The sequence below is a fragment of the Nitrospiraceae bacterium genome, from assembly GCA_021373015.1.
GTDB lineage: Bacteria > Nitrospirota > Thermodesulfovibrionia > Thermodesulfovibrionales > UBA1546 > JAJFTJ01.
On sequence record JAJFTJ010000005.1, the window covers coordinates 51,919 to 63,872 of the forward strand.

Consider the following 11,954-nt stretch of genomic DNA (forward strand, 5'->3'; position numbering starts at 1 on the left):
AGTCCTTATTAGATCTGAGAATATGCTGCTGCTATGCTGTCTACTACAGCTGCATACTCAACCTTCTCAGAAGTGAATATCTTGTCAAAACCTGTCTGGAGCTTTGCATAGAAGTCTGCTCTCTGTGGAGCTGAAATCTCCATAAGCTCTGCCATTGCATCAAGAGTTTCTCCTCTGCCAATTGCAATTTCTTTTGCAATAGTATCAAGATTTGATGAAACGAATTCTTGAAGTTTTTTGTTCTCTACGAATTTTGCAGGCTGTTTGCAGTCTGATGTTCCGCTTGTAATCCCGAATGTCTGGTTGCCGAATGTTCCGTTTGTGGTTGCCTGTAAAGACTGTGATACGGTTGATCCGTCAGCTGAACTTGATTCCTTCCATAACATTGTACCCAGTCCGCAGCCTGTGTTGTCCTTGGCTGTGCCTGCGAATGCGATGCCTACAACAAGCATAACTGAAACTGCTACAAATAATGCTAAAAATCTTTTCATAAAGCACCTCCTGTAGAATTTATGTTAAACCTTATCATAGAAAAAAACGTTTGTCAATTGTTTGTCGATTTTTGTATCAATTACTTATTTCACATAAAGTTCTATTATCTTGTCTGCAAAAATCAAGGGGTCTTTGTGTGTCTCTGACAAAGCAGTTATCCTTGTAGTAGCTTCTTTTTGTTCTGTTGGAGCAACAGATAATAAATCCATCAGCGAATTTAGATATTCTCCTGAGCCTCTTGAGATATCTGACATTATGTTTTTATACTCTAAAACAATAAATTTTTTTGCCTTATTTTTTTTCTCAGTTAGGGGATCAAGGCGAGTATTATCAAGAGGAGTTAACGGAATAAAATATTGAGCTGGAACATATTCGTGTATTGATCCTGAAAGACCATCTGTTGTAGATCCCAAAAGTCCACCAAAAATAATATTTCCAAAAAACCAGGGGTTCAGGTGTGTAGTAAGTTGCATAGTCTCGGTCTTGTATCCTTCTTTTTCAAATGTAAGTTTCTGGTCGTTTTTTTTCTTAAGAGTTGTTGTAAATGGAGTTTTCCCGAGAGGTTTTCCGTCAACAGAAACTGTGGCGCCCTCTGGCTGACTCTGAAATGTCACTTCTTGAGTAGATCCTGATATTATACTTGCACAACCAGTCAAAACAATACTGCAACATAACAAAAGGAGTAATAAAAATAACTGTTTACGCATAAATTTCCCCTCCCAATTTTTTTTGTAAATTAGCAAAAAAAACAGATTTTTTCAATATGAAATTTTCCTGCTATTTTAATAAATTTTCTTGACAGTTTTTTTTTTATAATTTATACTGAACTCAGGTTCACATGAACAAACGTTCAGGCATAGAGTCACAGAAGAGGATTTTCAGTGCAGCTGAAAAAGTATTCTCCGAGTACGGTTATGCACGGGCAAATATGCGCGCTATCGCAAAAGAATCCGGCATGAGCATCGGAGGTATTTACCTCTACTTTAAAAATAAGGAAGACCTGTTCATTACGCTTATGAAGTCCAACATGGAAACTATGGCAAGAGAGACCAGAGAAATCCTCAAGTCTATTAACGACCCTGAAGAAGCCCTTAAAACTTTCATATCTATTGCAGTTAGCAATATTAAAAAATACAGGCAGCTCATTTTAGTATCAGGGAGAGAGCTTGGTTTTACTCTCGGCGTAAAAGTGAAAAGGAAATATTTTAAGATACAGAGACAGCATATAGAAGATATTATTCAAGACGGAATAAGATCAGATATGTTTCGGAAGTGCAATGTAGAAGAATCAGCAAAGGTAATAAACTGCGCTCTTCGAGGATATGCACTTTCAATGGTAATAGACCCTGAAACATTATACGTTCCTGAAGAATTCAGCAGTCTTGTACTTAACGGGTTTTTAAGGAGGAATTAAAAGTGAAAAAGATATTTTTTCTTGTGATTGTTTTCTTGTTTATTACGATAAATGCCTATGCAGTCGAATATACGCTGGAAGATCTTTATAAGCTTGCACTAGAGCGGGCAGAAAGCATAAAAATATCTGAGGAAGATGTTTTTATTGCAGAGACAACGAAGGACAAGGCTGTCGCAGCCTTGCTGCCGAAGCTGTCTGCATTTGCCGGTTATACAAAATACACTGAAGAAAAATACGCATCTTCGGGTGGACAGCTGATACAGCCTGATAATTCAAAGACATGGGGCTTCAGGCTTGATCAGTCATTCACGATTAACGGCAGGGAGCTAAAGGCGTTTCAGATCACAAAGGAAAATATCGAAAAAAGCAAATACGATTATAATGCGCTAAAAGAAAATTATCTCCTGAGTGTTTCTGCTGCTTACTATGATGTTCTCAGAGCAAAGAAAACTTTCGAGATCACAAAATCGAATGTAGAGAGGCTGACAAAATACAGGGAAGCAGCTGCAATCAGGCTTAGGATTGGCGAAATAACAAAGACCACTCTTTTACGCGCAGAGGCAGAATTGGCCGGAGCAAAGTCAGAGGAGATAAAGGCAAGAAATTTTTTTGAACTTGCGAGAGCTATTCTGGCTAGAATTGTGGGGATAACCGGACCATATGAACTGAAGGAAACTCCTTTCAGCTTCAAGTCAATAACAGAGATAAAGGGGATGGAAACAATAAATATTTTGAAACATACAGCATTTTCAGAGAGAACAGAGCTCAAAAGCCTCGAGATGCAGAAAAAGATGAACGAAAATCAGGTTAGTTACGCAAAAGGAGCTTACTGGCCTACGATTTCCATTGAAGGAGTTTATTCAAAAAAAGAGGATGATCCAATGGCATCGAGTGTTAACAAAGAGAGCGTATACGGAGGCGTTAAATTGAATTTTCCGTTTTTTGAAGGCGGTCTCAGAAGGGCAGAAGTAAGAGAGGCAGAAGCAAGAATGAGACAGGCTGTTCTTTTATATGAGGACAAGAAAAAGGCAATAGGCGTTGAGGTAGAAAATGCATACCTTGATTTGCAGACACAGAAAGGCATAATGGAGCAGTTTGAAGCACAGCTTGCCTTTGCCACAGATAATTACAATGCTGTAAATAAACAGTTTCAGTATGGAATAGCCAACAGTCTTGATGTTATGGATGCAAACAATCTTCTTGTTACAGCAGAGAGACAACTGGCTGACGCAAAATACAATTATCAGGTTGCTGTATTAAAATTAAAAAAAGCCGCAGGCATTCTTCTGAAAAATATAATTGTTCAGGCTGACAATAAAAATAATTAAGCAAAGAGGGCTCTGATGAAAATAAACATAGGACCAAACACTCTAAATAAAATACTGGGGATATCGCTGCTAATTTTTTCGGTTTCATTTATTGCTGCATGTTCTGGAGGAAAACCCGATAAAGGCAAGACAATGCCTGTTCCTGTCCTTGTTGCAAGTGTTTCAAAAGAAACAGTGCCTGTTCAGATCAATGCAATAGGGAATATTGAGGCGTATTCAACTGTCTCGATAAAGGCGCGCGTCAACGGAGAGTTAACGGCTGTTCACTTTCAAGAAGGCAAAGATGTCAATAAGGGCGATCTGCTTTTTACCATAGACCCCAGACCATATAAGGCAGCGCTGGATTCTGCAAAAGCTAATCTTTTAAAGGATACGGCTTTATACAAAAAAGCTGAAGAAGACGAAAAAAGATATTCAGAACTCTACAAAGAACAGCTTGTGAGCAGATCGCAGTATGAGCAGATTTTTGCAAATGCCGAGGCTTTAAAGGCAACAGTTGAAGCTGATAAAGCGGCTGTTGAGAACGCTGAGCTTCAGTTAAGTTATTGCACGATACATGCTCCAATTTCAGGAAAGACAGGAAGCCTGCTTTTTAATAAGGGAAATCAGATAAAGGCTAATGATGATAAGGCAATGGTTGTTATTAATCAGCTGCAGCCGACATATGTGAATTTCTCTGTGCCTGAGCAGAATTTCCCTGAGATAAAGAAATATATGTCAAAGGGCTCTTTGAAGATCGAGGCGGTTGTTGCAAAAGACTATCAGGATACAGAAAAAGGAACACTTAGCTTCATTGATAATGCAGTTGATGCATCAACAGGGACTATAAGAATAAAAGGAACCTTTGCGAACAAGAGCAAGAGACTCTGGCCGGGGCAGTTTGTGAATGTTGTCATGACATTAACGACACAACCTGATGCAATCGTTGTTCCTTTGCAGGCGGTGCAGACAGGCCAGAGCGGACAGTATGTTTTTGTTGTAAAGAATGATATGACTGTTGAAATGCGTCCTGTTGTGGCGAACAGGAGTTTCAATGACAAGGCTGTTATTGAAAAAGGTCTGCAGCCTAATGAGAAAGTTGTTACAGATGGACAGATGAAGCTTATTCCCGGAGTAAAAATAGAGATCAAGGACGGGAAAAACAGCAAAGAGATTAAAGAAAAACAAGGCAGCAAACAATAATGAATATCGCTGAGATTTTTATAAAAAGACCTGTCATGACAACGCTTGTCATGACAGCATTAGTGCTTTTTGGGATTATCGGTTACAAATTTCTGCCTGTTAATGACCTGCCGAGTGTGGATTTCCCTACAATAAATGTCACGGCAGATCTGCCGGGCGCCAGCCCTGAGACTATGGCATCAGCAGTAGCCACTCCTTTGGAAAGACAGTTTTCTACAATTGCTGGTATTGATTCAATGACATCAACAAATACTTTAGGGAAAACGCAGATTACACTCCAATTTAATCTCAGCCGTAATATTGATGCAGCAGCGCAGGATGTTCAGGCAATGATCTCGAAGTCAGCGCGTCTGCTTCCGCCTGATATGCCGAGTCCTCCTTCATATCAGAAGGTTAACCCTGCTGATTCCCCGGTTATTTTTATTTCGATGAATTCTCCTACTCTGCCGCTTTCAACAGTGAATGAATATGCAGATACATATGTTGCACAGCGCATCTCGATGATTAGCGGAGTGGCTCAGGTTATGATTTATGGCGCTCAGAAATATGCAGTGCGCGTTCAGCTTAATCCTGAAGCCTTATCCTACAGAGGCATTGGCATTGATGAGATCATGAATGCTGTTTCAAAGGCTAATGTTAATTTGCCTATAGGCGCTTTATACGGTTCTGACAAGGCATTTACATTACAGGCAAGCGGTCAGCTTTATGAAGCTTCGGCATATCGCAAATTGATAGTGGCTTACCGCAACGGCTCTCCTGTGTATCTTGAGCAGCTTGGAAATGTCATAGACAGTGTGGAGAACAGCAGATTGGCCAGTTGGTATAATGATACGCGTTCGATTGTTCTTGCTATTCAGCGCCAGCCCGGAACGAACACTATTGAAGTAGTTGATTCAATTAAAGCTCTTCTTCCGGCTTTTCGCGCTCAGATACCTGCATCAATTAATCTAAATATACTTTTTGACAGATCTGTTTCTATTAAGGAATCAGTCAATGAGGTTAAATTCACACTATTTCTTGCAATCTGTCTTGTTGTTCTCGTTATATTTCTGTTTTTAAGAAATCTTTCTGCAACAGTAATTCCAAGTCTTGCCTTGCCAATATCGATCATATTTACTTTTGCGGCAATGTATCTTCTTGATTACAGCATTAATAATTTTTCATTATTGGCGATGATCCTCGCTGTAGGATTTGTTGTAGATGACGCTATTGTTATGCTGGAAAACATCGTCAGACATATGGAAAAGGGCGAGAGTGTAAAGGAAGCTGCATTGAAAGGCTCGAAGGAAATTGGATTTACCATTTTATCAATGACATTATCGCTGGTTGCAGTATTTATCCCCGTACTTTTTATGGGCGGGATACTCGGCCGTCTGCTTCATGAATTTGCAGTCACAATAAGCATGGCAATTCTTGTATCTGGGTTTGTGTCATTGAGCCTTACGCCGATGCTTTGCAGTAAATTTATACGGCCTCACGGTGAAGAACGCCACGGCAGGCTTTACATGACACTTGAGAAATTTTTTAACAAGATGCTTGATACATACAAATGGAGTCTTGATATAGTCCTAAAGCACAGAAGAACAACTATGATAATTACAGTCATTATGTTAATCCTAAGTCTTTTTATGTTCGCTTCAATGCCAAAGGGATTTCTTCCAAGCGAGGATATAGGAAGAATTTTTGCATTTACAGAGGCACAGCAGGGGATTTCTTTTGATGCAATGGTAAAACGCCAAAAGGAATTGGCGGATATTATAAGCAAGGATCCTAATGTTGATGCCTTTATGTCAGTAGTAGGTGCAGCAGGTCCTAGCTCTTCACTCAATACAGGAAGAATGTTCATAAATCTAAAGCCGCGCTCAGAACGTAAATTGAGAGCAGAGGGAGTTATACAGGAACTCAGAAAAAAAACTTCTAATGTAACTGGAATACAAATTTTTATGCAAAACCCTCCGCCTATTGTTATCGGCGGCAGATTAACAAAAGGGCAGTATCAGTACACTCTCCAGGGGCCTGATATAGAAGAACTTTATAAATATTCTGCAATACTCGAAATGAAACTTCGTGAAATCCCGATTCTTCAAGATGTAACAAGCGATCTTCAGATAAAAAATCCTCAGTTGGATATTGATATAAACAGGGATAAGGCCTCGGCATTAGGAATAAGCGCCCAGCAGATAGAAGATGCTTTAAGCACCGCATATTCTACAAGACAGATATCTACAATATACGCTCCAACTAATCAGTATCAGGTTATTATGGAGGTAGAATCAAAATATCAGCTGGATCCATCGGCATTGCTGTTATTATATGTCAGGTCTTCTTCCGGGAAACTAGTTCCTTTAAATGCTATTGCAGACCTTAAAAATACCGTTGGTCCTCTGTCAGTCAATCATCAGGGACAGCTTCCTGCAGTTACGCTTTCATTTAATCTAAGACCTGATGTATCTTTGAGCGAGGCTGTCTCATCTGTTGATAAAGCGTCGAGTGCAACCCTGCCTCAAACCATAAGCACAAATTTTGGCGGCACAGCTCAGGCGTTTCAATCATCAATGCAAAATTTATGGATTCTTTTAATTGTAGCTGTGCTTGTTATATACATTGTTCTCGGAATACTTTATGAAAGTTTTATCCATCCGATAACTATTCTTTCAGGTCTGCCGTCTGCAAGTTTCGGAGCATTATTTACGCTTATGATATTCGGTATGGAACTTAATATCTATGGATTTGTTGGAATAATCATGCTTATTGGGATTGTTAAGAAAAATGCGATTATGATGATAGATTTTGCGCTTGTTGCCCAAAGGGAAAAAGGCGAGGAGCCTGCTGAAGCCATATATGAAGGATGTATTGTAAGGTTCCGTCCGATTATGATGACAACAATGTCAGCTATGATGGGAATATTGCCAATTGCCCTTGGTTTTGGCGCCGGCGCTGATGTGCGTCGTCCATTAGGACTTGCTGTTGTTGGCGGTCTTGTAGTTTCACAGTTAATGACGCTGTATGTTACTCCTGTTTTTTATGTATATATGGAGGCATTCAAAGATAAGGTGAATGAATGGAGACATTCCAAAAAAAATCAGTAAAGCAAAGTATGAGGGCTTATAACATGACAGAGCGTAAATTTTATTTTATTCGGGTAATTTTTTCAGTCATTTTCTTGTTGTCTCTTCCTTTTCATGCAGCTGGCGAGGAGATAATTAAAAAGAATGAGAATTTAAACTTGGAACGATGTATTGAATTAGCTTTCAAATTCCATCCGAGTATTGTTGCTGCTAAAAATAATGTTTTAGTGAACCAGAGCAAAATAGGACAGGCGCAGTCTAATTATTTTCCTCAGCTAAGCGCATCGGGAGGCTATAGCAAAATAAAATCAGCATCAGGAGGGTCAACGCTTAAATCCGACAACCCTTATGATCAATATACCAGCAGTATAAATCTCAACCAGATGCTTTTTGATTTTGGTAAGACTCCGACACAGGTCAGAATTCAGGAGTTCAACCGCGATGCCTCTAAAGCTGATCTTGACAACATTATAGATCAGACAATATTCAACGTAAAACAGGCTTATTATAATCTGCTCCAGACAAAGAGAAGCAGAGATGTTGCTCTTGAAACAGTAGCCCAGTATCAGCAGCATCTTGAGCAGGCAAAAGGATTTTTCAGTGTTGGAACTAAATCAAAATTCGATGTGACAAAAGCTGAAGTTGATCTTAGCACTGCAAAGCTTAATCTGATAAAGGCTGAAAATAATCTTAAGATCGCTTTTGTAACACTCAATAACGCCATGGGAATTCCAAATGCGCCGGAATATACGCTTGTAGACAATCTTACTGTAAAAAAACAACATGTAACATTACAAGAAGCTATTGAGACGGCCTTTAAAAATCGTCCTGATCTTATTTCGCTTACAGCAAAGAAAGAGGCTGCAAAAGAATCCGTTTCACTTGCAAAAAAAGGATATTATCCTGTGTTGAACGGAAGCGCTGCTTATAACTGGTCGGCGCAGAAATTTCCTCTTCAAGAAGGCTGGACCGCAGGAGTTACAATGACATTTCCGATATTCAGCGGATTTCTCACAAGGCATCAGGTGAAAGAAGCAGAGGCTAATCTGGATTTAGTTAGAGCCAATGAAGAGGCACTAAAAAATACAATTCAATTAAATATAAGACAGGCATATCTTCAGCTTCTTCAAGCTGAAGAATCAACAACAACTGCTGAGCTTGCGGTAAAGCAGGCAACTGAAAATCTAGAAATTGCAAATGGGAGATATGAAGCAGGAATAAGCAGCCCGATCGAAGTAACTGATGCACAAGTTGCATACAGCAATTCAAAACTATCACACATACAGGCGCTTTATGATTATCAATTGGCGCTTGCAAGCCTTGAGCAGGCTATGGGGTTAAAATAATATGAAAAAGAAAATTATTATTACTTCTGGAATCGCTGTATTAGTTATTGTTCTTACAGCTGTTTATTTTTTAAGCGGCAATAAAGAAATGAAGTTCAGGACCGAAAAGCTTGCAAAAGGTGATATCACTGCAGCTGTCTCGGCAACGGGAAATGTTAATGCTGTTACAAATGTTTTGGTTGGCACGCAGGTTTCAGGAACAATAAAAAATATCTACGTTGACTTCAATTCAATTGTTAAAAAAGGCCAGCTTATTGCTCAGATCGATCCAACAACATTCGAGGCTCAGGTTGACCAGGCAAGGGCGAATCTGATGTCATCAAAGGCAAATGAGGACAAGGCAAATGTAACAGTTCTTGATGCAAAGCGTACAATGGAGAGATATAAAGAATTGTTCGCAAAAAATCTTATTGCGCGCAGTGATCTTGATGTTGCCGAGACCAATTATTTGACATCAGTAGCAGCTGCAAGCTCTGCAAAGGCTCAGGTTGCTCAAACAGCTGCTGCTTTAAAGATTGCAGAAACAAATTTGAGGTATACAAGAATCCTGTCTCCTGTTAATGGGATTGTGGTATCAAGAAATGTGGATGTTGGACAGACAGTTGCCGCAAGTTTTCAGACACCGACACTTTTTACAATAGCTCAGGATCTCACAAAGATGCAGATCGACACAAATGTCGACGAAGCGGACATAGGCAAAATAGCTGTTGGACAAAAAGTCGAATTCAATATCGATGCATATCCTGAAATAACATTTAAAGGGGTAGTGGCTCAGATAAGAAATTCTCCGATAAATGTTCAAAACGTTATCACTTATGACGTCGTGGTTATGGTTGATAACAGTGATATGAAACTAAAACCGGGAATGACGGCAAATGTTTCGATTATTATTGCTTCTCAGAAAAATGTACTCAAAGTTTCGAATGCTGCTCTTAGATTCAGACTCAGTGAAGCGCCTGAAAAGACAGCAGGCAAACCGGGGAAAAAATCTATTGGTATCTGGATATTGGAAAACAAAAAACCAAAAAGGATAAATATCAAAACAGGACTAAGCGACGGCAATTATACGGAAGTGATTTCTGAAGAACTGAAAGAAGGACAAGAAGTTATTGTTGAGGCTTTGACACAGCAAAAAAGCGGTTCAACAAAACAGTCTGGTGGTCCCAGACTGTTTTAAATTAAATATGGCGCTCATAGAAGTAAGAAATATATGCAAAATTTACAGCCTAGGTGATGTCGAGGTGAACGCTCTGTGCGGAGTGACTGTCTCTATAGAAAAAGGAGAATTCGTAGCGATCATGGGACCTTCTGGCTCAGGCAAATCAACATTCATGAATATTATCGGATGCCTCGACAAGCAGACCAGCGGTGAATATCTGATAGACGGTATTGATACTGCAAGCCTTTCAAGAGATGAGCTTGCAGGAATAAGAAATAAAAAAATAGGTTTTGTGTTCCAGGGTTTTAATCTTTTGTCCAGAACATCGGCAATAGAAAATGTTGAACTCCCTATGTTGTATAACGGATTTACGCCTGAGGAACGAAGAGAAAGGGCTATGAATGCGTTAAAGCTTGTAGGGCTCGATGGTAGAGAACATCATCATCCCAACCAGTTATCAGGCGGACAACAGCAGAGGGTTGCCATAGCCAGATCACTTGTTAATGATGCTCCTATGATTCTTGCTGATGAACCAACAGGAAACCTCGACACAAAAACAAGCAATGAGATAATGGATCTTTTTGTAAATCTTAATAAAAAATCGGAGATAACAATTATTCTTGTGACTCACGAACCTGATATAGCGGCATATGCGCGGAGAAATATAAAATTCGTAGACGGCAGAATAATAAAAGACGAGAAGAGAAAATAATATGATTTATATACCCTCGGCATTAAAGATTTCTCTTAGAGCGCTCAAGGTGAATAAGACTCGTTCTGCGCTGACTATGCTTGGAATAATTATAGGTGTTGGAGCTGTAATAACAATGCTTGCAGTAGGAACAGGAGCAAGCAGAAAAATTGCTGAGCAGATCGCAAGCACTGGAAGCAATCTTATTATGGTACTTTCCGGAGCAACTACTTCAGGCGGAGTTAGAATGGGAGCAGGTTCCCAGCCAACTCTTACAACAGGAGACGCTGAGGCAATACAAAAAGAATTGTCTGCAGTTGCGTATGCTGCGCCTATTCTGAGTGGAACAGCGCAAATAGTCTATGGAAATCAGAACTGGTCCACAGGTGTCACAGGCACGACACCTGAGATGCTTGATGTAAAAGAATGGGCATTGTCTTCAGGAAGACCGTTCACTTCAGAAGATGTAAAAAGCGCAACAAAAGTCTGTCTGCTGGGCCAGACTGTGGTTGACAGCCTTTTCGGAAGTCTTGACCCTGTTGGTCAGATTGTAAGAATAAAAAAAGTTCCTTTTAAGGTCATCGGTGTTCTTGATAAAAAAGGCCAGTCTGCGACTGGACAGGACCAGGACGATGTTATCTATGTTCCTGTAACTACCGCACAAAAAAAACTTTTCGGAACTACTCTGCCTGGTATGGTCAGGTTTATCATGGTCAAGGCAAAAGGATCTGAAGAATTGCCAGCTGCTGAAAAACAGATTACAGAACTGCTCAAACAGAGGCATAAAATAGGTTTTAAAAAAGATTTAGATTTTACTGTTAGAAATCTCACTCAGATGATGCAGGCGGCTGAAGAATCAACAAGAGTTATGACGCTGCTTCTTGGCGCGATTGCTTCTGTGTCTTTGCTTGTTGGAGGGATAGGCATTATGAACATAATGCTTGTTTCTGTTATAGAGAGGACAAGAGAGATAGGGATACGTATGGCAGTCGGAGCTAAAACATGGGATATAAGGCTGCAGTTTATTATCGAGGCGCTTATTCTTTCTATGACAGGAGGAATAATAGGAATAATTCTCGGCATAACAAGCTCGGAAATCCTGTCTTTTACAGCTGGATGGACAACAGTAGTCTCAGTTTTTTCTATAGTGCTTTCGTTCAGTTTTTCTGCGATTGTCGGGATATTTTTCGGTTTTTATCCGGCATATAAGGCGTCTCTGCTTAATCCAATAGATGCCTTGAGATATGAATAAATTATATTTTGAAGGAAAAAAT

At 39.7% G+C, this 11,954-nt stretch carries 10 protein-coding genes; 8 read left to right on the plus strand and 2 right to left on the minus strand.

The window, feature by feature from the left end; all coding sequences use genetic code 11:
- Positions 1-8: 8 nt before the first annotated feature.
- A complete protein-coding gene (locus LLF28_01605; protein MCE5194141.1) occupies positions 9-491 on the minus strand; it encodes a DUF3015 domain-containing protein in 483 nt (160 codons plus the stop codon).
- 84 nt (positions 492-575) lie between these two features.
- The gene (locus LLF28_01610) at positions 576-1,199 is read right to left on the minus strand and encodes a PEGA domain-containing protein (GenBank protein ID MCE5194142.1); all 624 of its coding nucleotides are present in this window, start codon (positions 1,197-1,199) and stop codon (positions 576-578) included.
- Between the two features lie 131 nt (positions 1,200-1,330).
- On the opposite strand from LLF28_01610, the gene LLF28_01615 reads away from it, so the two are divergent.
- The 8 genes from LLF28_01615 to LLF28_01650 are packed head-to-tail and all read left to right on the plus strand — an operon-like array spanning position 1,331 to position 11,932.
- Positions 1,331-1,906: a TetR/AcrR family transcriptional regulator gene (locus tag LLF28_01615; GenBank protein ID MCE5194143.1), complete on the plus strand. Its 576-nt coding sequence runs from the start codon at positions 1,331-1,333 to the stop codon at positions 1,904-1,906.
- Between the two features lie 2 nt (positions 1,907-1,908).
- On the plus strand, positions 1,909-3,234 hold the full coding sequence (locus LLF28_01620) for a TolC family protein (protein MCE5194144.1): 1,326 nt from the start codon (positions 1,909-1,911) through the stop codon (positions 3,232-3,234).
- Positions 3,235-3,249: 15 nt separating this feature from the next.
- On the plus strand, positions 3,250-4,416 hold the full coding sequence (locus tag LLF28_01625) for an efflux RND transporter periplasmic adaptor subunit (protein ID MCE5194145.1): 1,167 nt from the start codon (positions 3,250-3,252) through the stop codon (positions 4,414-4,416).
- The gene (locus tag LLF28_01630; protein ID MCE5194146.1) at positions 4,416-7,505 is read left to right on the plus strand and encodes an efflux RND transporter permease subunit; all 3,090 of its coding nucleotides are present in this window, start codon (positions 4,416-4,418) and stop codon (positions 7,503-7,505) included. The genes LLF28_01625 and LLF28_01630 overlap by 1 nt, the downstream gene beginning before the upstream one ends.
- A 23-nt stretch (positions 7,506-7,528) precedes the next feature.
- A complete protein-coding gene (locus LLF28_01635) occupies positions 7,529-8,830 on the plus strand; it encodes a TolC family protein (GenBank protein MCE5194147.1) in 1,302 nt (433 codons plus the stop codon).
- Position 8,831: 1 nt separating this feature from the next.
- Positions 8,832-10,007, plus strand: a complete 1,176-nt coding sequence (locus LLF28_01640) for an efflux RND transporter periplasmic adaptor subunit (protein ID MCE5194148.1) — start codon at positions 8,832-8,834, stop codon at positions 10,005-10,007.
- Positions 10,008-10,014: 7 nt separating this feature from the next.
- Positions 10,015-10,701: an ABC transporter ATP-binding protein gene (locus LLF28_01645; protein ID MCE5194149.1), complete on the plus strand. Its 687-nt coding sequence runs from the start codon at positions 10,015-10,017 to the stop codon at positions 10,699-10,701.
- Position 10,702: 1 nt separating this feature from the next.
- Positions 10,703-11,932 (plus strand): ABC transporter permease, encoded by a 1,230-nt coding sequence (locus LLF28_01650; protein ID MCE5194150.1) that lies wholly within the window; start codon positions 10,703-10,705, stop codon positions 11,930-11,932.
- The last annotated feature ends 22 nt before the right edge of the window (positions 11,933-11,954 follow it).

Coding starts and splice junctions, on each gene's coding strand:
- LLF28_01650 (MCE5194150.1), top strand. CDS start 10,703: ATGATTTATATACCCTCGGCATTAAAGATTTCTCTTAGAGCGCTCAAG.
- LLF28_01605 (MCE5194141.1), bottom strand. CDS start 491: ATGAAAAGATTTTTAGCATTATTTGTAGCAGTTTCAGTTATGCTTGTT.
- LLF28_01625 (MCE5194145.1), top strand. CDS start 3,250: ATGAAAATAAACATAGGACCAAACACTCTAAATAAAATACTGGGGATA.
- LLF28_01630 (MCE5194146.1), top strand. CDS start 4,416: ATGAATATCGCTGAGATTTTTATAAAAAGACCTGTCATGACAACGCTT.
- LLF28_01635 (MCE5194147.1), top strand. CDS start 7,529: ATGACAGAGCGTAAATTTTATTTTATTCGGGTAATTTTTTCAGTCATT.
- LLF28_01610 (MCE5194142.1), bottom strand. CDS start 1,199: ATGCGTAAACAGTTATTTTTATTACTCCTTTTGTTATGTTGCAGTATT.
- LLF28_01640 (MCE5194148.1), top strand. CDS start 8,832: ATGAAAAAGAAAATTATTATTACTTCTGGAATCGCTGTATTAGTTATT.
- LLF28_01645 (MCE5194149.1), top strand. CDS start 10,015: ATGGCGCTCATAGAAGTAAGAAATATATGCAAAATTTACAGCCTAGGT.
- LLF28_01615 (MCE5194143.1), top strand. CDS start 1,331: ATGAACAAACGTTCAGGCATAGAGTCACAGAAGAGGATTTTCAGTGCA.